16 protein-coding genes are annotated in these 22,833 nt (G+C 38.5%); all 16 read left to right on the top strand.

Annotated elements, in window-relative coordinates; all coding sequences use genetic code 11:
* Positions 1 to 185 precede the first annotated feature (185 nt).
* Positions 186 to 404: a helix-turn-helix domain-containing protein gene (locus tag AW17_RS18425; protein WP_029278753.1), complete on the top strand. Its 219-nt coding sequence runs from the start codon at positions 186 to 188 to the stop codon at positions 402 to 404.
* 67 nt (positions 405 to 471) lie between these two features.
* Positions 472 to 2,892 (top strand): glycoside hydrolase family 3 N-terminal domain-containing protein, encoded by a 2,421-nt coding sequence (locus AW17_RS18420; RefSeq protein ID WP_051691953.1) that lies wholly within the window; start codon positions 472 to 474, stop codon positions 2,890 to 2,892.
* 75 nt (positions 2,893 to 2,967) lie between these two features.
* A complete protein-coding gene (locus AW17_RS18415) occupies positions 2,968 to 3,555 on the top strand; it encodes an RNA polymerase sigma-70 factor (protein ID WP_029278749.1) in 588 nt (195 codons plus the stop codon).
* Between the two features lie 169 nt (positions 3,556 to 3,724).
* Complete coding sequence (locus AW17_RS18410; RefSeq protein ID WP_036670406.1) at positions 3,725 to 4,900, top strand: FecR family protein; 1,176 nt, start codon at positions 3,725 to 3,727, stop codon at positions 4,898 to 4,900.
* 318 nt (positions 4,901 to 5,218) lie between these two features.
* Entirely contained in the window at positions 5,219 to 8,533 is a 3,315-nt protein-coding gene (locus tag AW17_RS18405) for a SusC/RagA family TonB-linked outer membrane protein (protein ID WP_051691952.1), read from the top strand.
* A gap of 99 nt (positions 8,534 to 8,632) precedes the next feature.
* A complete protein-coding gene (locus AW17_RS18400) occupies positions 8,633 to 10,063 on the top strand; it encodes a RagB/SusD family nutrient uptake outer membrane protein (protein WP_029278743.1) in 1,431 nt (476 codons plus the stop codon).
* A gap of 12 nt (positions 10,064 to 10,075) precedes the next feature.
* Positions 10,076 to 10,849, top strand: a complete 774-nt coding sequence (locus AW17_RS18395) for a DUF4843 domain-containing protein (protein ID WP_083488766.1) — start codon at positions 10,076 to 10,078, stop codon at positions 10,847 to 10,849.
* Positions 10,850 to 11,023: 174 nt separating this feature from the next.
* Complete coding sequence (locus tag AW17_RS18390; RefSeq protein WP_083488765.1) at positions 11,024 to 12,559, top strand: PKD-like family lipoprotein; 1,536 nt, start codon at positions 11,024 to 11,026, stop codon at positions 12,557 to 12,559.
* Between the two features lie 7 nt (positions 12,560 to 12,566).
* Positions 12,567 to 13,922: a TlpA family protein disulfide reductase gene (locus AW17_RS18385; protein ID WP_029278740.1), complete on the top strand. Its 1,356-nt coding sequence runs from the start codon at positions 12,567 to 12,569 to the stop codon at positions 13,920 to 13,922.
* Positions 13,923 to 13,925: 3 nt separating this feature from the next.
* A complete protein-coding gene (locus tag AW17_RS18380; protein WP_051691951.1) occupies positions 13,926 to 15,284 on the top strand; it encodes a TlpA family protein disulfide reductase in 1,359 nt (452 codons plus the stop codon).
* A 4-nt stretch (positions 15,285 to 15,288) separates the two neighbouring features.
* Positions 15,289 to 16,671 carry a TlpA family protein disulfide reductase gene (locus tag AW17_RS18375; protein ID WP_051691950.1) on the top strand — a complete coding sequence of 461 codons (1,383 nt, stop codon included), beginning with the start codon at positions 15,289 to 15,291 and terminating at the stop codon, positions 16,669 to 16,671.
* 172 nt (positions 16,672 to 16,843) lie between these two features.
* Positions 16,844 to 18,208 (top strand): thioredoxin family protein, encoded by a 1,365-nt coding sequence (locus AW17_RS18370; RefSeq protein ID WP_051691949.1) that lies wholly within the window; start codon positions 16,844 to 16,846, stop codon positions 18,206 to 18,208.
* Between the two features lie 12 nt (positions 18,209 to 18,220).
* Positions 18,221 to 19,501: a TlpA family protein disulfide reductase gene (locus tag AW17_RS18365; protein WP_029278736.1), complete on the top strand. Its 1,281-nt coding sequence runs from the start codon at positions 18,221 to 18,223 to the stop codon at positions 19,499 to 19,501.
* A 1-nt stretch (position 19,502) separates the two neighbouring features.
* Positions 19,503 to 21,200: a S1 family peptidase gene (locus AW17_RS18360; RefSeq protein ID WP_029278735.1), complete on the top strand. Its 1,698-nt coding sequence runs from the start codon at positions 19,503 to 19,505 to the stop codon at positions 21,198 to 21,200.
* A gap of 6 nt (positions 21,201 to 21,206) precedes the next feature.
* On the top strand, positions 21,207 to 21,500 hold the full coding sequence (locus AW17_RS18355; protein ID WP_029278734.1) for a hypothetical protein: 294 nt from the start codon (positions 21,207 to 21,209) through the stop codon (positions 21,498 to 21,500).
* 173 nt (positions 21,501 to 21,673) lie between these two features.
* Positions 21,674 to 22,549: a class I SAM-dependent methyltransferase gene (locus AW17_RS18350; protein WP_029278733.1), complete on the top strand. Its 876-nt coding sequence runs from the start codon at positions 21,674 to 21,676 to the stop codon at positions 22,547 to 22,549.
* Positions 22,550 to 22,833 lie beyond the last annotated feature (284 nt).

Genomic DNA, 22,833 nt, shown 5'->3' with positions numbered 1-22,833 from the left:
TTTGTGGCGTTTTAATCAAGTTTTCTGTTAAGACGGTCGTCACCCTGAATTTATTTCAGGGTCTTTCACGCTAAAAAGATGCTGAAATAAATTCAGCAGGACGATAAAGCGGGATTAGGCGTAAATAAGATATAATTTTCAGCAAATAATTATCGAACTCAGGTTAATAGGTATAAATGCATATAATGAAAGGTTTAGCATCATTTGTAAAAGAGAAGAGAAAACTCGCAGGATTGACACAGGAAGAATTCGCTGAGCACACTGGAGTTGCCCTTACGGTGATACGTAAAATTGAACAGGGAAAGGATACGCTGAACATGTCCAGCGTAAACCAAGTTTTATTCATGTTCGGAAGCATCCTGGCTCCTGTAAGCAAAAGAGAAATAGAAACGCAGGCGACATGAAAAAGAATTAGCACAGATTTATTAATGTCCGAATCCCTTAAAATTTATCTAATACTCCTCAATATCAATGACTAAAAATGGAATCCGGGTTTTGTTGTTTACAGTAGGTATGGCTATTGGAACGGCCCCGAACTTACTGGCGCAAAAAACAACTATTTATCACAAAGATTGGATTGATTTTAACAAAAACGGGAAGAAGGACATTTATGAGGATCCAAATGCACCTATCGATCAAAGAGTGTCCAACTTGTTATCGCAGATGACAGTTGAAGAAAAAACCTGCCAAATGGCTACTTTGTATGGTTTTGGAAGGGTTTTGAAAGATGAACAGCCAACCGCTGATTGGAAGAATGAAATCTGGAAGGATGGAATTGCCAATATCGATGAAATGTTAAATGGACTGGTGAACAGTCCCAAAGCCAAAACACCTTATTCTTATCCGTTTAGTAAACATGCAACTGCGATTAATAATGTACAGCGGTGGTTTATTGAAGAAACACGTTTAGGCATCCCTGTTGACTTCACCAACGAAGGGATTCACGGTTTAAACCATGAAAAAGCGACTCCACTGCCAGCACCGATCGGGATTGGTAGTACCTGGAACCCAAAGCTGGTTAAACAGGCAGGTGATATAGTTGGGCGTGAGGCTAAACTGTTAGGTTATACCAATGTTTATGCACCGATACTTGACTTAGCCCGGGATCCACGATGGGGCCGGGTAGTAGAATGTTACGGAGAAGATCCTTTTCTGGTTGCCTCACTGGGCACCCAAATGGTACTTGGTATACAAAGTAATCATGTCGCCTCCACATTAAAGCATTATGCAGTATATAGTGTTCCTAAAGGCGGACGGGATGGGGACGCCAGAACCGACCCCCATGTTGCGCCCAAAGAGATGCACCAGATATATCTATACCCATTTAGAAAAGTAATTGAACAAGCTCAGCCTATGGGAGTAATGAGCAGTTACAACGACTGGGATGGCGAGCCGGTAAGTGGTAGTTATTATTTTCTTACAACGCTGCTCCGCAAACAGTTTGGGTTTAACGGCTATGTGGTATCAGACAGCGAAGCGGTAGAGTTTTTGTATAGCAAACACAAGGTTGCAGATAGCTATGATGATGCTGTGAGGCAGGTGGTAGAAGCCGGATTGAACGTAAGGACCAACTTTACCCAGCCAAAGGATTACATTTTACCGCTAAGAAAAATCATTGGTGAAGGCAAACTGTCAATGAGTGTTGTAGATAGGTGCGTTGCAGAGGTACTAAAAGTAAAGTTCAGATTAGGTTTATTTGATAAGCCATATACCGAAAATCCATCAAGCGCTGATAAAAAGGTGCATACTAAAAGTGATGAAGCTTTTGCTGAAGAAATAAACAGGCAATCGATGGTATTGCTAAAAAATAGTGGCAACCTATTGCCGTTACAGTTAGCGAAGTATAAAAATATCCTGGTTACCGGGCCGCTTGCCGATGCAAGTGGTTATGCCACTAGCCGCTATGGGCCATCGTATAATCCGGTTACTACGGTACTTGCGGGTATAAAACAGTTTGTGGGCAGTGCAGGCAAGGTGGTTTATACCAAAGGCTGCGAAATTGTAGATGCAAGCTGGCCGGAAAGTGAAATTATTGAAAGCCCGTTAACGGCTAAAGAACAAGCTGATATTGATTCTGCCGTAAATGCTGCAAAGAATGCAGATGTTGTTATCGCAGTGGTTGGCGAAGATGAAAAACGGGTTGGCGAAAGTTTATCAAGAACGGGTTTGAATTTACCCGGAAGGCAGCTAAAGTTAATCCAGGCATTGCACGCAACAGGTAAACCCGTTGTAATGGTGATGATAAACGGGCAGCCCCTTACCATTAACTGGGAAAACAGGTATGTCCCTGCCATTTTGGAAGCATGGTTTCCGGGACCGCAATCGGGGAAAATTATTGCCGAAACCTTATTTGGGTTAAATAATCCAGGAGGGAAGCTACCGGTTACCTTCCCTAAAACCATTGGGCAGATCGAACTTAATTTTCCATTTAAACAGGCTTCTCATGCAGGGCAGCCTGGCGATGGGCCAAACGGTTATGGTAATACTGCGGTAGTAGGTGCACTTTATCCCTTTGGTTATGGTTTGAGTTATACCAGTTTTGAATTTAGCGGATTAACCATCGATAAGGAAAAATATAAGGTGGGTGAAGAAATAAGGGTTTCGGTAAAAGTAAAAAATAGCGGAAAGTTGAAGGGAGATGAGGTGGTACAGCTTTACCTGAAAGATGTGTTAAGCAGTGTTACCACCTACGAATCTGTTTTACGCGGTTTCGAAAGGGTAACCTTAATACCAGGAGAAGAGAAGATGGTAGGCTTCGTACTCAAGCCGGATGATCTGTCAATTATTGATAAACAAAATAGATACAGGATTGAGCCTGGACAGTTTAAGGTTATGATCGGAAATTCGTCTGAAAATATAGTCTTAAAGAAAGATTTTTGGGTAACTGAATAGTGCTATCGGTTTTCCAATTTATTGTATGGTGTCGGTTTTTTTTATAAATTTATATAATCCTTATGCAAAAGAGAAATGTTTACTCAAGCAATATTACCAGATGAAGAGTTAATTTCTTTATTAAAGACAGATGACAGAAGAGGCCTTCAGCTGATATATAACAACTATTGGGAACAACTATACCTTGCAGCATTTAGCGTATTAAAAGATCCCGAACCGTGTAAGGATATTGTGCAAGATGTTCTATTGCAACTATGGATCAGAAGAGATGAAGTGAAAATTGATTCACTAAAATCTTATCTGTTTACCGCTGTCCGCTATAAAGTACTCACTTATATAAAGTCGGCAAATAACCGGAAAGTATTTATCGAAGATGGCGAATTGGAAAAATTGGCTGGTTTTGCCCTACAGAAAGATAACCTGAATAAACAAGATGTCGAAAAATTGCTCGAAAAAGGGATTGCTTCACTCCCAAAGCGCTGTCAGGAGGTTTTTCTGTTCAGTAGAAAGGAATTTTTGAGTAATAAAGAAATTGCCGAGAGAATGGGCATCAGCGTAAAAACTGTGGAAGCCCAGATGTCGATCGCATTAAAACATTTACGGGCAGTGATGGGAGAAGTACTTTTTCTGTTGGTGATGTTTTCGTTCCACCATACTTTCTAAACCGAAAAACCAAAATACAGTCCTCGTCAAAGGCGTATAAGCAAAATATCTACATAAAGGAGCATCCTATATTCCAGCTTCATCCTCGATTAAAGCAACTTAATTGCTTCATTTTAATTTTTTTTTAAATTCTTTTAGGGGTTGGGGCTTTTCATTTAGACATACCTATATGAAAAACATAATAACTGATAGTGAATTTAAAGAATTGGCAAGGAAATGCCAGGAGGGAACTGCCAGTGAAGAGGAAATAAAAGCTTTTGATGAGGTTTATGACTTACTTCTTCAAAGACATACATCATGGGATGCTAATCTTATGGGTGAGAAAGTAGCTGTTCAAAACGAAATATACCAGTCACTCATCAATAAGGTTGATGATCAACAAAAAAATATCCGCGTGTTTCCATTATGGAAATATTTATCTGCCGCCGTACTTTTAATTGTTGCTGGATTCAGCATTTATTTTTTCGCGATTAAAACAAAAATGGAAGATCAGCATCAGCAGGCTGCTATTCTACCCGGCAAAAATAATGCAATCCTGACTTTGGCCGATGGAAGAAAAGTTAACTTAAATGAGGTTGGGAATGGTGCTTTGTTGAAACAGTCTGGAATCCAGATTACAAAATCGGCTGATGGCCAATTGTTATATAAGGTATTGAATGATGCAGAAAAAACAGCCAAGTTAGTATCCTACAATTTAGTGGAGACCCCAAGGGGTGGGCAATACCAGGTTATTCTTCCCGATGGCACCAAAGTTTGGCTTAATGCAGCTTCCTCTTTGAAATTCCCATTGTCATTTGCATCTATGGAAGATCGTAAAGTTGAACTAAAAGGAGAGGCTTATTTTGAAGTAACCAAAGATAAAACACACCCATTTAAGGTTATCAATGAAGGACAGGAAGTAAAAGTGCTGGGTACGCATTTTAATATTAATAGTTACAAAGATGAAGGTGCGATTAAAACAACCTTACTAGAGGGAAGCGTAATGGTGACTTCTGATTATGCTAAAAATGGAGTGAGGGCTGAAGTTAAGATTAAACCGGGAGAGCAGGCCATATTAACCGAGAAAGGAATAAACGTGGTAGAGAAAGACGTAGAGGCAGTGATGGATTGGAAAAACGGGGATTTTATATTTCAGCAGGAGAGTTTAAAGCAGATCATGAACAGGGTAGGCCGATGGTATAATGTAGACGTAGTTTATGAAAAAGATGTAAATGCTGGATTGACCTTTAGCGGTCAGATGTCAAGGTCCAAAAATATCAAAGAAATCCTTAAAAATTTAGAGTCAACCGGCGAAATCGAATTCGAAATCAGCGGATCAAAAATTAAAGTAAAGAATAACCAATAATAAAAATATCAACAAACCAAACTAACAAATTAATTTACTAACCAAACCAACCGTAATGAAAGCTTTTCCTTAACCTTTACGAAAGCATAGCTTAAAAAATAAGCCAAGAGTGGTTGCACACTCCTGGCTATGGTTTAATGCTATTCATCAGACCCGAATAAATCGGGAATTGCAAAACAATTATTAATGAAACCATGAGCATGCCCAATTCCTAACTAGACAATCGGCATACTCGTATTAAACTCATTCAAATGTATGAATTTTTACTTTAAAAGGCTATACAGGCCACCAGCTCGTATTGCCCAAATTTTGCTCGTAATGAAACTAATCATTGTGTTATTAACAGCTACATTTTTGCAGGTAAGCGCAGGCACTTATGCCCAGAACGTTACCCTGAAGGAGAAGAATGTCAAATTGGTGGCCATATTTAAAGAAATCCGTAAGCAAACCGGTTATGATTTTATTTATAGCGACCGGATGCTGGAAAATATAGCGCCGGTAAACTTAAACTTGACGAATGTTCCACTAGTTGAAGCATTGAATAAAGCTTTCGAGAACCAGCCACTTTTATATGAAATTGAGAATAAAACCATAGTGGTAAAGGCTAAGTCTCCACCAACCTTTAGCTTTGTTAATCAGATACGTGTAATTACAGGTACGGTAACCGATGAGAATGGCGATCCCTTAGTTGGTGTTAGCGTGAGGAGCAAGAAGATTGGTACACTGGTAAGAACAGATAAGGATGGGAAATATGCGATTTCGATCAACGATAATGCAGACGAACTTATTTTTTCTTTTATCGGCTTAGAATCAAAAACATTACGTGTTCCGGAAAAGAATATCTTAAACGTTCAGCTTAAATCTTTGGTTAATAAACTCGATAATATCGTAATTACAGGTACTGGTATAGACCGAAAGAAAGAAAGTTTTACAGGAGCAACCTCTACTTTTTCGGGTGCTGAATTAAAAGCTATTGGGAATAATAACATTATAGCCAGCTTAAAATCAATGGATCCCTCTTTTCTTGTACTTGACAATGAAAAATTAGGATCCAATCCAAATTTATTGCCTACGATTGAGCTTAGAGGTAAGACCACCGTTGGTGAACTCTCTTTAAAAGATCAATTTGGGACAGATCCGAACCAACCCCTGTTTATTTTAGATGGTTTTGAAAGTACGCTGCAGACCATTATCGATCTGGATATGAACCGTGTTGCATCGGTAACTATTCTTAAGGATGCTGCATCTACAGCCTTGTATGGCTCTAAAGCAGCAAATGGCGTTATCGTAATTGAAACTGTTAGGCCGGTACCTGGAAAATTACGTTTTTCTTATACTAGTGATTTAAGAGTAGAGGGACCAGATTTGACGGTATATAACATGATGAATGCCGCAGAAAAATTAGAATTTGAAAGACTTTCAGGAAGATATGTAATGGCCTCTTCTGATCCTACGCTTCAAGCTGGATTAGATTCGATATATTACAGAAATAAGGCGGCTGTTGCCAGGGGTGTAGATACCTATTGGTTAGCTGAACCCCTTCAAAATATCATCTCTCAAAATCACTCTATTAATGCAAGTGGGGGCGATGAGGTTTTTCGATACAGTGTAGGCTTTAATTATAAACTGAACCCTGGTGTAATGAAAGGTTCAACGCGTGATACATGGGGTGGAAACGTAAACTTTATTTATAGAAAATCAAAAATTAATATCAATAACTCATTCTCTATAAATGGTAATAGTCATTCTGAATCACCATACGGTAATTTTGCTGATTATGTAAATGCTAATCCATATTACATAAAAAGCATTAGCAATCCTTTTTTAGATCAAACATCCACGCTTGCAAACGGAGGTACAATCACAACCGGTTTAAATGTTCCAAATCCGCTCTATAATGCATCATTGCCTTTCAGAAGCAATGGAACTGGAATGAACCTTACCAACAACCTGTCTGTGCAATATGATATACTTCCGAAATTTAGAGTAAATGGTGGTTTTTCTATTTCGAAGGGCGTTTTAGAGTCTGATGATTTCTTGTCACCTGATCATACGAGTCAATTGTCGCAGCAACCTAATCTTCGTGGTAAATATACCTATGGTAAATCCAACAATTATTCTATACGAACAAATTTCTTATTAACTTATGGCAATTTGTTTGGGAAAAAACATGCCGTTAATGTTAACGTAAGAGGAGATTTAGGACATAATTATTCCAATTCTGCAACTTTCGTATCTCAAGGATTCCCTACTGGAAGCGATCCTATTTTAGGATTTGCCTACGGTTATGAAAATAGTGGTTTGCCACGTTCCAGTACCTCTACTTACCGAAGTGCAAGTGCAACGGCATCTGCAAACTATGCATATGATTCTCGTTATCTCTTTGATGCCTCTTACCGTATAGATGGATCAACTTCTTTTGGAAAAAACGATCCTTGGTCTCCATACTGGTCTACCGGTATTGGCTGGAATGTGCATAAAGAAAGTTTCTTGAAAAATAGCAATGTCATTTCCCGTATTAAACTTTACTCTAATATTGGTGTAACGGGGAATCAGGTAATGGGTGGACAGGTTTCAACTACAGTTTATCAGTATTTAAGGGCCTATAACCAGGTTGGCCAGGGAATAAATGTACTTACACTTGCCAACAATGATTTGGTACCATCAAAAACCACTCAACTTAGTCACGGTATTGATTTTGGTTTATTTCATGATCGATTGACCGGTAGTTTAAATGCCTACTCAAAAATTACAGACAATCAAATTGTTTCGGTTGATTATCCTACATCTTCTGGTATCTCAAGTTATCAATTTAATGTGGGTAAATTATCTACAATAGGCTATGAAATAAGATTGAATTACGCGATAATTAATAATCGCGAGCAACGTATACTATGGCGAATAGGCGTAACAGGAGCTTCTAACGATAGCAAGTATAGTGGATTTGGAAATACATTAAAGAAATTGGATGCAAAGCAGGTAACTGATAAAGCTTTAACCCGTTTCAGAGATGGAGCCAGTCCTAATGATATATTCGCTGTCCGGTCCCTAGGCATTGATCCAGCCAGCGGACGTGAAATCTACTTAACTGCAACAGGTGAGCATACGCTTGATTGGTCTCTTGCAGACCAGCCTAAAGTTGGTAGCAGTAAGCCACTTATGGAAGGTATGATTTCAAGCACTTTTAGCTACAGAAACTTATCATTGTCATTATCGATGCGTTACAGAGCTAAAGCCTATGTTTTCAATCAAGCGCTGTTAGATAAAGTTGAAAATATCGATTACAATGAAGTTGGCAACAATCAGGATAAGCGTGCTTTATATGATCGTTGGAAAAAACCAGGTGATATTGCCCAATTCAAAAATATTAATTTAATGGATCCACTACAGCCAGCAAGCGCTACGCAAATGTCAACTCGCTTTCTTCAGGAAGAAAACTCGCTTTCACTTGAATCGATTAACATGAGTTATACATTCGTAAATGCTAAATGGATGAAGAGTTTAGGTTTGCAAAACTTAAATCTATCTGGCTATACAAACGATATTTTCCGCTTTTCAACAGTTAAACGTGAGCGAGGGATTAACTATCCATTTGCACGCTCAGTGTCATTCACGATAAGAGCTTCATTCTAAAATATAGAACAATGAAACCATCATGAGCAAACAATCACAAACAGCGAAAAATATTGCTCATGATAGCTTCATAACCGTTAAAACTCAAATTATATACTAATGAAAAATATAAAAACATACCTATTTGTTGCAATTTACACGGTAATTTCTTTTTCTTCTTGTACAAAATATTTGGATTTACAACCAGAGGGAAAGCTGCTTGAAGAACAGGTTTTCAGTTCTCCAACAAATATTAAGGCTTATTTAAATGGGATATATGTAAAGTTAGCTGGAGCACCATTATACGGTGAAACCCTTACGATGATCTATCCAGAAATAATGGCTCAGCGGTACACCATGACTTATACTTCTCCAAAGGCAGTGATAAGTCAATACAATTCGTTTTCTACATACGATTATAAGGGAGCGCAGGTAAGTAATAAAATGGCAGAGATTTGGACAAACAGTTACAATGCTATTTTTAATGCAAATAGGTTTTTAGACAATTTGGCGAAAGTCCCTGGCATTATAGATGCAAGAACAGATTCTACTTATCGAGGCGAAGCATTGGCTATACGTGCGATGATGCATTTTGACCTTTTGCGCTTATTTGGGCCGATGTATAGCACAGCTGATTCTACATTGCTAAGCATTCCTTATGCTACCTCAGGTGAAGTTACCATAAATCCCTTTCTCAAAGCAAATGAAGTAATGGAGCATATTATTACAGATTTAAGTAGAGCCGAAAGTTTGCTTTCCAACGATAAGACGATGAGTACCGATAGGAAATATCGCTTTACTTACTATTCGGTAAAAGCATTACAAGCTAGGGCGAATTTGTACAGAGGTAATAAGACAGAGGCTTTGGCTGCTGCAATGGTTCTCATCCAAAATGCGGCTAAATTTCCCTGGGTAACACTTGCTAATATTAATGATAAGCAAAATCCGGATAAAGTTTTTACTACTGAAATGATTTTGGGTGTTTACAATGGCGACCTATATGCCAGTACTGGCGCTCAGGCAAAGTTTTTTAGTTCTTCTTTGGCCGACAATGCTATTCTCGCACCAAATGACGCACGTATGGTTGCGTTGTACGATGGCAATGATTTCAGATATGGGAACTACGAGCAGCTTTGGGTAAAACCTGGAAGTAAAAATTACAAAACATTTATGAAGTATGCAGATATTGAGTCAAAAACTGTATCCTATAGAAATACAGTGCCTTTGTTAAAATTGAGCGAAATGTATTATATAGCTGCCGAATGTGATCCAAACCCTACTACCGGTGTGGCTTACTTGAATACAGTTCGATTGCAAAGAAATTTAGGAACTCCGGTAAGCGCTGCGCAGTTAACAACTGAATTAACCAGAGAGTACCAAAAGGAATTCTTTGGTGAAGGTCAGTTATTCTATTATTTTAAAAGGAACAACTTAGGTACAATTCCAGCTACCAGTAATACCACCGGTTCAGTTCTTATTGGGACAACCCTTGACCAGATGAGGGGTAAATATGTAGTTCCAATTCCAATTTCTGAAACTAATAACCGTTAATCCAAAACGATCATGAATAAACTTATTTTTAAATTTGCTATACTGCTTATAACAGTTTCATTGATGTCATGCGAAAAAGGTTTGATGACATTTGATAATAAAAATTCTGATATTTATTTCGCTGATGCCGGTAAGAATGTGCCATCTCTTGCTTTTGACTCAACATATGTTTCTTTTGGCTATAGTAGCTCGCCAGATTCTGTAAGGAAAATTGTTGTGGCAATCAGTGGGAGCACTGCACCTTATGACAGGGTTTATAAATTAGAGGTAAATGCATCATCAACAGCTATTGCCGGAACTCATTTTGAAGCGCTGCCTCAACAATTTGTTATCAAAAAGAATGCCCAAACCGATACCATTAAGTTAAAGCTGTTACGTACTCCTGAAATGCAGACCCAGAGCTATTTCCTTACCTTGGATTTACTTGCAAATGAAAATTTTGGCAATAATTTTAAAACCATAGCGGTAGCAGGTAAAACCATTAAAACTATTTCAACCAAACTTCGGATAGATGATATCATAAAAAGACCTGTACTGTGGATTTATAACCAAAATAACGGCACTACGAATTCGAATTGGGGTGTTTTTACACGGAAAAAACTGTTTTTCATGTGCGATGTTCTTGGGATAACACCTCAGTATCTGGACACCAGCGGCCTTCAATCGGCAGAATTAACCGGAATGGGTAAAATAGTACAACGTCGCTTAGGCCAACTAAAATTGGCAGGTCAAACTGTTTATGAAGATGATGGCACCGAAATGAAAATGGGCAGTAGTGCTCAATAAGTGTTTGTCTTCTATTAAATGAAATATGTTATGATGAAACCATCATGAGCAAACGGTACAAAACACAAATAATATGCTCATGATAGCTTCATCACCGTTAAAAATAAACCGAGCTTTTGCGAGCTCATTAATGCCATCGAAAACAATGAGCAATAAATTAATAATTATATACTGATGAAAATATATATATATGTCTGCTTAATGGCAGCATTAACGCTAATTACCTATTCATGCAAAAAAGATATAGGCAATTATACCTACCATGATATTAACGAGGTTAAATTTCCTAAAGAATTAAACGGAAAGATAACCGCTTTTGTGCTTGCTAAATTAATTATTAAGCCTGAACTTACTTTTACGCTAGATGAAACAGCTGATCCAAAACGCTATTCGTATGAATGGGTTTATGTAGTTCCCAACGGACAACCTGATCCTGGTGCAAAAACATTGGGCACAACCAAAGACCTGGATATATTGGTGAATATAGCACCAGGTACTTACGATAGCTTTTATAAAGTAACCGATAATGTTACCGGAGTTAAATTTGTTAAGAAATTTTCGCTTGAGATTAGAAACATATATAACGAAGGATGGTTGTTGATGACTGAAGTAAATGGTAAAGCACAGTTTGATATACTTTCGAAACAGGTTGATGGTCAGTTTATCACTATAAATGATTTGTTGACAAAAACAAATTCTGCGCTTCAATTGACGGGAAAACCCCGATTGGTTTACGGTTATCAGATCGGTAACGTACTTGGTTACGGTATTAAATTACCTTATGGCCTTTATCTTGGAACTGATCAAAGTGTCGATAGGGTAGATGCCGAAACTTTTGCCTGGAAGCCCGATTATAATGTAAAAAAAGAAATTCTAGACCCTGATCTTCCAACAGATTTTCACATTGATGCGATCCAACGCGTGCGTGGTGAGAATTCTGCCTATATGATTACCTCGAGTGGTGATGTATATTTCACGGCTCCTTCACAACAGATAAAATATAGTCAGCCCCTTAATTATGCAAATGACCTTTTGTTCAAAGTGGCGCCATTTATGGGAGCAAACGAGAATTTTATTTCAGGCAATCAGAATGCATATTTTTATGATGTGGTACATAAGAGTTTTTGGAAGCATTTGAGTGTTTTCGACGCTAAATTACTCCCTGTTCCTGACCCTACGGGTACTGCACCTAAGCTGTTTAATTTCACGAATACGGGTAAAGATTTATTATATATGACATATGTAACTACGGGTACCCAAATTTATGCCATATTAAAAGACCCTGCTACTCAGAAGAGGTATATGGCCCGTTTTAAACAAACCGATGCTACGCAATTAGGGTTCGAAGAAATTATTTCACCAGATATAGACAAGGCGGAAAGTTTTGCCGTTAGTCCTGCTCAGGGATATCTTTATTACAATGTTGAGGGCAAGGTATATCAATATGATTCCAATAGCATACCAAAATCTAAATTGGTTTTGGATAAAGGTGCTGCAAAAATCAGTTTACTGAAATTTCATACTTATCATGCCACAAAATATACAGATGGAGACAAACTGCTTGTTTGTAGTTATGATCCTGCTCTTCCAGAAGGTCAAAACGGAAAAATTGAACAATTTAATGTTCTGCTTGGCGCTACAGGCATAGGTTTAGATAAAACGTATACCGGTTTTGGAAAAGTAGTGAGCTTGCATTATAGAGAAAGATAAAAAACAGATGAAAAAATTGATTTTATATGCCGCATTAATTTGCGGACTGGGAAGTTCATTGCCTATTTTGGCCGATGAGGGCTTAAAAACAGTGGTGAAGGGAGAGATGTCGGGACTAAAGGGAGGGGCCAGTCTTTTTATTGAAGATTTCGCCATGATCCAAAAAGGAAGGACAAATTATACTAACGGTCGTTTCAGCATGGAAACGACCCTTACAAAACCCGAATTCTGTATTTTAACCACAAGCGATCCTATTGTACAAGGTTTTAATGCCTTCTTGAAACCTGGAGATGACATCTTAATTTCGGTAAAGGATAAAAGTGTGGTATTCACCGGAAAGGGAAGCAGTTTAAACCAGTTTCTCTTTGAGCTTACCCGAAAGTATGATTACAAGAATAAACAGTACAGCGCTACAGAAGTTTATACCAACCGGGTAAATGCCATAAAAACCTCCAATAACGAAGAGGTAAAACTAAACAAAGCTGTTTTATTGGGCTATGCACAAGGCGAATACCTCGATAAAGTCTGCGCGCCTTATATGGAAGCAAAGGTTTCGGGAGAAACAGACCTCATTAACAAAATCAATTTTGTTGATCTGGATATCAGTTTAGTGCCAGAAATTGTGACTTATTATAATTGGTTTAAAACAATTAATGAGATCATGTATGCTAAAATGGAAACAGGGAAACTACAGGTGCGTAGTTCAAACACCTGGATTGCTGATTTTGCAAATACGATTGATAATGAAAAATTAAAAGAGGCTTACGTTGTTCAGTTATTGAACCATGCGCTCCTGGAAGAAGATATTTTTAAAATAAAGGATCTGGCCAGAGCAGCCATGCCCCTGGTTAAAGATCCCGCCAATATTGCAAAAATAAATGGTACACTCGGCAGAGCAGATAAAGTGACCCGTTTTAATAATGCTTTGCCCGGTACTGATTTCAGTACCTATACTTTTCAGAAACCAGATGGTTCGGTAGCTAAAATCTCTGATTATAAAGGCAAATATATTTTAATCGATATCTGGAGCACCTGGTGCCATCCCTGTGTAGCAGAAATGCCCTTTCTTAAAAAATTAGAACATGAAATGGCAGGAAAAGATGTTGCTTTTGTATCTCTTAACGGGGATATCAAAGAAGACTATTGGCAGGATTTTATGAAAAAAAGGAAACTAACAGGCGAGCAGTTATGGATGACCAAAGGACTTGCAGCAGATGCTTTCTTCAATCAAATCGGTTTAACCGGAATCCCACGGTTTGTTATTATCGATAAAGAGGGCAAAATGCTCAATGCCAAATGCTGTCAACGCCCATCCAATCCTGTTTTAAAGGTTTATCTGAATGAATTACTAAGCAAAAAATAGCTGATGAAAAAAATATTAATAATTGCCGCCCTGCTATTAGCAAAGGTTTCGTTTGCTCAGATGAGCGAAATCCGTGGCGTGATGAAAAATGGTACCCAAAAGGATATCTATCTTTATAGTATTGTAGATGGGAAGCCCGAATTATTAGCTGGTACTCAATTGGGCGAAGATGGTTCATTCGGGTTTCTGTTTACGCCTACCAATGAGGGCTTTTATACCGTAGGTTATTCAAAAATGGAAAAAGGGTCTCTTTTTCCGATATATGTGAAAAAAGGCGATAAGGCTGAGATTGCAATTGATAAAAGAAGAATGATGTTTGTAGGGAAGCAGACGCCTGAAAATGCCATTCTTTCTTCATGGAATGCCTTAACACAGGAACTAAAGGTAAAATCCATTTATTTTATGGAGCCGCCATTAAGTACCTATCAGGATTTTTTTCCAGAATTGACCAAAGTTGCCGCCCAGGCCGATGAATTTAGAAAGACGATTAAAACCAAGAATGAAGATTTTAACCGTTTGATGACCGCAGTGACCTATTTCGATCTGGATTATTATGCCATGCACTTTGTCCGTACTCCACGTAAAACAGGATTTCAAGCAAAGAAAGAAGATTATGTGCCTTATTATAATTCGATCCTGGCGGAAAATAAATTCAAAAATGACGATGTCTTATCGTATCTCTTTGGTGAGCTATTAATAAATGAATATGCTGATTGGGCAGGCGGCAGGAATACGAATATCGACGATAGATTGAAATTCTTTACTACCGATAGGCAAAAGGGCGTATATATATTGTTTAAGCAGACCCCTTTCATACAATCCTACCCGCAATATGAAGGTTTGGTTAAAAGCTTTGGCCAATATTTTCAGTCGCCAAGTTTAAAAGCAAGAGTTGATGCATTGGGTGCTAAATTGTACATCACTACCGCAGGCGGTAAGGCCGTTGATTTTACCTTCGAGGATCAGAACGGTAAAATGGTTTCATTAAGTGATTTTAAAGGCAAAGTGGTTGTGTTAGACATCTGGGCAACCTGGTGTGCGCCTTGTAAAGCAGAGATTCCTTTCTTAAAGAAACTGGATGCAGAATTACATGGTAAGGATGTGGTTTTTGTGAGCATTTCTACAGATGAGCCAAAAGACAAAGAAAAATGGCTGAAAATGGTTGGTGACATGAAGCTGTCAGGTGTGCAGCTATATGCAGGCGGTTTTGTTAATAAAGTAACCGATTTCTATAAGATTACAACCATTCCGCGCTTTATCGTGATTGATCGGGAAGGGAAATTAATCAATCCTAATTCACCCCGCCCTTCTGAGCCAAAACTAAAAGCATTGCTCGAAACCGAATTGGCAAAAGCTAAATAAAGTTATGAAAAAATTAATGTTTGCCTTAACTGGCTTAATGTTGAGCTTTTGCTGCTCTGCACAAATGACCCAGATCTGGGGAACGGTAAAATCAGAAGGTTTTGATGATAAGGATATTACCCTTTACGAAATCAATGATGGAGAAACCCGGGAAATTACAAAAACCAGTTTGGCAAAAGATGGCTCTTTTGGTTTCATGTTCAATCCTGCTAAAGAAGGTTTTTATGCAATTGGCTGGGGCGAATTTATCAGGGGAAAGTTTCCGGTTTATTTAAAAAAGGGAGATAAGACAGAAGTTGCTATCAATAACAGAACAATTGATTTTATTGGTAAGCAAAGCCCTGAGAATACCGTTTTATACCAATGGGCCAAGATGACGGATTCTATCAGGTATAACTCCTTCCATTCGATGCAGATGTATGATGAATTCTTTCCTGCCTTGACAAAACTGATTGCCCAAGCGGAAATATTTAAAAAAACGATACATACGCCCAATACAGTATTCAACGCTTCGATGAAACAGATTATCGGATACGATTTAGATTTATATGCTTTAAATTTTCTGGCTATTCCCAGAGGGGGCACATTCATTAAAAAAGAACAGTTGCCGCCCTATTACAATACGATAATAGAACCCAAAAAGTTTAAAACCGATGCTGTATTGGGAATGCTTAATGGTCAGCGTTATATCGATATGTATGTCAACTTTGCGATGTCAGGTAATAAGGAAACTTATGCCAATTCTGCCATATTAAGCCGCGGAACAATAGATCAAAGAATGATAACCCTTGATAACGACGCGATCAAAGGCGCTTATATGCTAAGTAAGGGTAAAATGCCTGCCAACTATAACGCTTACCAGGAGTTTATGGATAAGTATGGAAAGTACTTTCAAACGACTTACCAGAAATCAGTTGTAGAAGAACTGGGGACAAAACTTTACAACAGTGTAATCGGACCTAAACCCGGTATCAATTTCACTTACCCTGATCAAAAGGGAAAAATGATTTCGCTAAATGATTTTAAAGGGAAGGTAGTGATAGTTGATGTATGGGCCACCTGGTGTGCACCCTGCAAACAGCAGATTCCTTACCTAAAAAAGATGGAAGAGGCGTATAAAAGCAAAGATGTAGCCTTTATATCGGTTTCAGTTGATTATCCGAAAGATAAACAAAAATGGCTGACCGCGCTGAAAGAACTGGATTTGAATGGCCTACAATTGTTTGCCGGTGGCTGGACTAAAATAACCAAAGACTATGCTATTTCAGTTATCCCAAGGTTTATGGTATTTGATAAAAAAGGAAATGTAGTATCAACTGATTCGCCTCGTCCTTCTGATCCAAAATTGAAAGAATTGATTGAAAAAGAACTGGCAAAAACGGATTGACAATCTTCCAAGATAAAACAATAATGTTTACGGTTTGATGTGGTTATTTCTCTTCTATCTAACCATTAAAGCACAAATATATTCTAATGAAACCATCATGAGCAAACGCTCACAAACAGCAATGAATACGCTTATGATAGCTTCATAACCTTTAAAGACAAATTATATTCCAATGAAAAAGATTTTATTAAGCGGTTTTCTCTTATTCAGTACCCTAAACGTTTTTTCGCAAGGAATTGAGTTTGAACACACATCCTGGAAAGAGGCCGTAAAAAAGGCAAAAGAACTAAACAGGCCCATTTTTGTGGATGTGTATACCAGTTGGTGCGGTCCATGTAGAGTGATGGCTGCACAGGTATTTACGCGATCGGAAATCGGGGCAAAGTACAACAAGGGTTTTGTAAATGTAAAAATCGATGCAGAAAAAGGCGAAGGCATTGCCCTGGCAAAAAAATACGAAGTACATTCTTACCCCACTTATTTGTTCATTAACCCAAATGATGAAACCTTGATAGATCGATCTAAAAGTTCGATGCCTGCTGCAGACTTTAAAGACTTGGCCGATAAAATGCTTGCAAAGTATGCAGGAAAAAAAGAAATAAGTTTAGACGAATTGGAAGCTAAATATAAAGCCGGTAATTATGACGAACTTTTTGCTCAAACTTATATTAAGCGCTTAAAAGCTTCAGGAAAATGGACTGGTGCAGCAATAAGCCGATATATTGAAAAATTTGTAACCACAACACCCTCTACAGCTCAACTATTTTTCCTGGGATCTAACTTCACCAATGGCGCTGATTCAGTTCTGTATCATTATATGATCAACAACTATAAGCGCATTGATGCTGTTTTATGTAAAAATGATGGTATTGCTGCAGCTTCTTTTTATCGGGTAATTCGTGAAGAAACGAAAAGCAGGGCCGAGGATATTATTGGAAGTAAACAGTCGGTTTCTAAAAAAGAAGCAGGATTGAACAAGCTTTTCGAAAATCTTAAAACTGTTGAAATCGGAGATAGGGGCACAAAAAAAATCCTGGAATTCAAAATCAGATTATACAGTTTAAGTGCCGATACCGTTCAGCTTTTAAAGGCCTCCCGGGCCTACATTACGCAATTTTTATTGCCCGCAAATAAAACTTCTTCCATAGGAAGCGAAACCATAATAAATGACAAAAATGCGCCTGAACCTGTAGTTCCTATTGATTCAATCAGAATTTCTGACTATTGCTCAAATTATGCGGTTACTTTATCCAAGCTCTCCAAAGACGTTGTAGATAGGGAATTAGCCACAAGCTTACTTAAAAAAGCAATGATATTGAGCAGTAATTCGGTAGCGGTTAAAAGCAAAATGAATTTAGCGGCTTATTATTTTGGTGAAAAAGAGGCCGCCATTGAGCAGCAATCGAAATTGATAGCGGAAATGAAAAGCAGTAATGATGAATACTTGAAGGCCGCAGAAATTATGATGCAGAAAATGAAAAATAACGAGCCTAAAATTTCTGGTTTCTCCTCCCGTCCGAAGCTAAAAAAACATTAATCCAGTTATGATATGAAACAGCTATTTACAATTGTAGCATTGATGGTATTGAACAGCTTTGCCTTTGCTCAAACCACCGAGATACGGGGTGTGCTCAAGCCAAATATTAACAAAGTTGTTTATCTCTTCCAGGTAGAAGATGGAGAAACCAAACTTGTTAAATCAGTTAAATTAGCAGAAGATGGGGCCTTTATCCTTTCCTTCGATCCTTCCTATGAAGGTTTTTATATGATCGGTGGATTTACTGCCCTGGCCGGACAATTTCCTTTGTACCTGAAAAAAGGCGATACCGTAACGGTACGAATTGAAAATGGATTTATGGAGTTTTCGGATAAGTTAACAATAGAGAACAGATTATTAGGTGGCTGGCAAGGATATAAGTTGAGTTCGCCTTCACTCGCTCCCTCATCGGCAGAAAGTTTTGATGCTTACCTAAAAGTTATACCAACAAAGCATAATAATAGCTTTAATCAATTGGTGAAGTCGTTTATGATATTTGATTTTGATTACAGCAGGTTCATTTACTTGAAAAGAAATCCAAACGAAGGCTCGTCTATTTTATATAAAAATCTTATTGTAAAAGATAAATTTATTGATGATGCAGTTTTGTCGTATCCAAAAGGAAAGGAGTTGATTACTTTATATGCAGATTATGCAGCATCTATCGATAAATCAAGAAGTGCGATTGATTTTTTAACTACAGACCGCCAAAAAGGACTTTACATATTTGGGAAAGAAGCTCCCAATCTAAAGTCTTACGAAATATATGAGCAGTTCATGAACAAGTATGGCAAATATTTTCAATCCCCAGGTTTAAAAGCTAAGGTTGAAGCGTTAGGTGCAAAACTATATAATGCTACCCCTGGTCGGAAAGGTTCAAATTTTAGCTTCCCTGATCAGGATGGGAAAATGGTCTCACTGAGTGATTTTAAAGGTAAAGTAGTTTTGGTTGACGTTTGGGCAACCTTTTGTGGGCCTTGTTTAGCACTGGTTCCAGCCCTGAATAAATTAGAAGCAGAACTTCATGATCAAAAAGATATTGTTTTTATCGGCGTTGCACAGGATGGCCCAAGAGGAAAAGCCACGTGGTTAAAGTTAATTAAGGAAAGACAGATGGGTGGAATTCAATTATTTGTCGGAGGAGGTAATAATGTATTGGCTAAAGACTATAAAATTAAAGTAATGCCGCGTTACCTGATTTTTGACCGCCAGGGAAATGTAGTGACCGCTGAAGCCCCATTTCCAAGTAGTCCGGAATTGAAGAAATTGCTGCTCGCTGAAATAAGTAAATAAAATGAAGAAGTTAATTATATTTTTAATCTGCCTGTATTCGATCGGGCCAGCCTTTGCGCAAAGTAACAATTTTAATATTGGGCAATTGGAGAGCGAAGTTAAATCAGGCATCCAAAAGGCTTATGCAGCATCCGTTCAGATTGCCAACCTCGATTCAGCTAACCGGAAAGTTGGCGGATATTTTAGTGGTGTGGTAGTAGATGCCGACGGACATATCCTCACCGCTGCCCATGCTGTTACGCCAAATGCCTTGTATCTGGTTACTTTTTCAGATGGCCGTGCGTTTAAAGCTAAAGGTTTAGGGGTTATTCATTCCATCGATGCAGCCATGATCGTGATTACCGAAAAGGGTAAATGGCCCTTCGCTAAAATGGGTTGGTCATCGATACTGGAACCCAATATGCCCTGTATCAGTATTGCCTATCCCGGCAGTTTAATAACAGTTACAAAACCAACCGTTAGACTTGGTCAGCTTGCTGAACTGAAGCATGAAACAGGATTTATGCGATCTACCTGTTTAATGGAACCAGGCGATTCGGGAGGTCCTCTTTTTGACCTAAAAGGAAGGGTAATCGGAATCCATAGCCGGATAAGTCTAAGTATAGATGTAAATTTAGAAGTTCCGGTAGATCATTTCAGGAAATACTGGACCGCCTTAAAAACACCAGCGGTTCATACTGCATTTATACCGGAAGATAAATTTAAGGTTGATAAAAAAGTAGATCAGGTGGAGCCAATTCCAGAAATGGAACAGCTTATTTCGAGCACTGAGCCGTCGCTTTCAGCCTCAAAAAACGTATTTACCGTTAAAGATTCATCGTTTAATATCAGCATTCTGGGCACCCTGGTAAATTTAAAAGGGATTGTAGCTGAGTCAGATCTAAAAGGAAAAAGCTTTTTTATTAGCAAATGCTCCATGGTAGGGCCAAACCCGAAGGTTGAAATGGCCGATGGCAATATGGTAGCAGCTCAGGTATTGAGCCGCGATGACGCAAATGACTTGGTGCTTCTTCAAATCCCTCAAGAAATTGCCGGTGGGGTAAGTTTAAGCAAAGTACAAGCTGATTATGCCTTTGATAAGCTGGGAAGTATTTTAATTTCGCCAAAACCGCATGCAGCAGGCGAGATAAGTGTGCTCGGGAATGTTAAGGTGCGGGTTCCAAAATCGGCAGCTTCCTATTTAGGTGTTGGGGTTAACTACAGGACTGACGACCGCGCTATTGTTGTAACGGCCCTTTATCCGTTAGCTACTGAAAAGAAAAAAATAGGAACAAATGATATTGCTGCCATGGATGTGTTGAAGAAGATCAATAACCGTCTGGTGTTGACAATTGATGATATTCCAGATGAATTGTCAAAATACAAAACAAATGATACGGTTACCCTTCAATATGCCAAAAAATCAGCTATTCTGTATACTCAGACCTTTACGCTTAAACCCCGTTATGTAAAAACGAGTGCTCAGGAAGACAAATTTACAGATGGTAAAAGCGAGCGGCGAGATAACTTTAAAGAAGTATTGGTACATGACGGGAAGCTAAAGCCATCTGAGTGCGGAGGCCCCTTATTTGATATGAAAGGTAACTTCTATGGCATTAACATCGCCAGGTTAAGCCGTACAAGCAGTTTAACAATTCCAGCGCCTGTTATTGTAGAATTTGTGAAAGGAATAACGCTATTTAAGAGTAAAGAGAAATAATGTGAAATGCTTACAGGTAAAACAACTAACAAACTCATGATAAGCACGCCAAAAAAAAGAAAAACCAATAAAAAAGTAGTAGTAGAAGACATAGTGCCCACGAACGGTCTGTGTGGAACGCGGGTCACCAGGGATACACCGCTTATTGAGCTGATGAGTTTGGTCGAGGGCCAGTTAATAGAGGATGAAAAGGGGCAGGTTGGCATACTATTGAATATTGAGATAAAAAGCTACAGGGTAGAAACCCATATTTATTTAAAGCATTCTTCGGATCCGAAAATGATCCTGATTATTAAGTGATAAAACACGTATATTTAACTTAACATTTCTGTAAATACATATAACTGAAGGATAAAGCGCCTGTGATTATCCTTAGTACAGGGCTTGGCTGATTTTCAGAACAAGCCCAAAGCCCAAAGATTGATGGTAATTTCGATGCTGTTTAGATCATTCACTTCTAAAAAATTAAATTTATGGATTCATCTAATCCTCAATTTGACCCTATCCAGTACAAAAAAACGACTTGCCACCAATGGCAGGAAACAGCAGAGGCCTGGTACCGCTGGAGCCCTACATTAAATAAATGGTTGGGTAAAACCACTGAAAGAATGTTAGAAATGGCGGGGATCACCGACGGTCAGTATGTACTTGATATTGCGGCCGGTGCAGGCGAACAATCCATTACAGCAGCTAAAAAGGTTGGTGTTACAGGCCGCGTCTTAGCGACTGATATTTCTTCCAATATTCTGAGTTTTGCAAAACAGATGGCTAAACAGGCCGGAGTAAATAATATAGAGACAAAAGTAATGGATGGTGAAAACCTCACGCTTGAAGATAGAACATTTGATGCGGTGATTTCCAGAGTCGGACTTATTTATTTTCCAGATCAGCAAAAAGCGCTGAACGAAATGTTGCGGGTGCTGAAACCTGGTGGAAAAATGGCTGCTATTGTTTACTCAACTCCTGAGCGAAATAAATTCTTCTCGCTTCCTGTATCTATTATTCGTAATCGGGCCAAGCTGCCACCTCCGTTACCTGGTCAGCCAGGGCCCTTTAGTTTAGGCGCTGATGGTGTTATTGAAAAAGCATTTTTACAGGCAGGTTTCAAAAATGTAATAACTGAACTTGTTGATGCTCCTTTGCTTTTTCAAACTGCAAAAGAGTGCTTGCAGTTTGAAAAAGAATCATTTGGTGCTTTGCATCAGATGATGAATGGTTTATCAGATCTCGCGAAAGCGGCCGTTTGGGAAGAAATTGAAAATGCACTTGGGGAGTTTGAAACAGAAAATGGCTTTATAGGTCCTTGTGAAATGCTTGTAGCTGTTGGAGAAAAATCCACTCTAGTATAGTGGTAGCTGTTGCCATTATTTTTTATTACCCAGATATCGTATCTGGCAACACTGGGTGCTTATGTTCATAAAGTGTAAGAAAATGTCTAAACAGTGGAGTAAAAAAAGATACTGTTAACCTGAGTTCGATAATTATTTGCTGAAAATTATATCTTATTTACGCCTAATCCCGCTTTATCGTCCTGCTGAATTTATTTCAGCATCTTTTTAGCGTGAAAGACCCTGAAATAAATTCAGGGTGACGACCGTCTTAACAGAAAACTTGATTAAAACGCCACAAAATG

Origin of the sequence: Pedobacter borealis DSM 19626, from assembly GCF_000708285.2 — a bacterium.
GTDB lineage: Bacteria > Bacteroidota > Bacteroidia > Sphingobacteriales > Sphingobacteriaceae > Pedobacter > Pedobacter borealis.
Note: the sequence above shows the minus strand (reverse complement) of the source record. Positions and strands in the feature narration are given on the sequence as shown.

Bases quoted from the DNA above. Each gene is read 5' to 3' on its own strand.
- AW17_RS18425 (WP_029278753.1), top strand. From the start codon at position 186: ATGAAAGGTTTAGCATCATTTGTAAAAGAGAAGAGAAAACTCGCAGGA.
- AW17_RS18420 (WP_051691953.1), top strand. From the start codon at position 472: ATGACTAAAAATGGAATCCGGGTTTTGTTGTTTACAGTAGGTATGGCT.
- AW17_RS18415 (WP_029278749.1), top strand. From the start codon at position 2,968: ATGTTTACTCAAGCAATATTACCAGATGAAGAGTTAATTTCTTTATTA.
- AW17_RS18410 (WP_036670406.1), top strand. From the start codon at position 3,725: ATGAAAAACATAATAACTGATAGTGAATTTAAAGAATTGGCAAGGAAA.
- AW17_RS18405 (WP_051691952.1), top strand. From the start codon at position 5,219: ATGAAACTAATCATTGTGTTATTAACAGCTACATTTTTGCAGGTAAGC.
- AW17_RS18400 (WP_029278743.1), top strand. From the start codon at position 8,633: ATGAAAAATATAAAAACATACCTATTTGTTGCAATTTACACGGTAATT.
- AW17_RS18395 (WP_083488766.1), top strand. From the start codon at position 10,076: ATGAATAAACTTATTTTTAAATTTGCTATACTGCTTATAACAGTTTCA.
- AW17_RS18390 (WP_083488765.1), top strand. From the start codon at position 11,024: ATGAAAATATATATATATGTCTGCTTAATGGCAGCATTAACGCTAATT.
- AW17_RS18385 (WP_029278740.1), top strand. From the start codon at position 12,567: ATGAAAAAATTGATTTTATATGCCGCATTAATTTGCGGACTGGGAAGT.
- AW17_RS18380 (WP_051691951.1), top strand. From the start codon at position 13,926: ATGAAAAAAATATTAATAATTGCCGCCCTGCTATTAGCAAAGGTTTCG.
- AW17_RS18375 (WP_051691950.1), top strand. From the start codon at position 15,289: ATGAAAAAATTAATGTTTGCCTTAACTGGCTTAATGTTGAGCTTTTGC.
- AW17_RS18370 (WP_051691949.1), top strand. From the start codon at position 16,844: ATGAAAAAGATTTTATTAAGCGGTTTTCTCTTATTCAGTACCCTAAAC.
- AW17_RS18365 (WP_029278736.1), top strand. From the start codon at position 18,221: ATGAAACAGCTATTTACAATTGTAGCATTGATGGTATTGAACAGCTTT.
- AW17_RS18360 (WP_029278735.1), top strand. From the start codon at position 19,503: ATGAAGAAGTTAATTATATTTTTAATCTGCCTGTATTCGATCGGGCCA.
- AW17_RS18355 (WP_029278734.1), top strand. From the start codon at position 21,207: ATGCTTACAGGTAAAACAACTAACAAACTCATGATAAGCACGCCAAAA.
- AW17_RS18350 (WP_029278733.1), top strand. From the start codon at position 21,674: ATGGATTCATCTAATCCTCAATTTGACCCTATCCAGTACAAAAAAACG.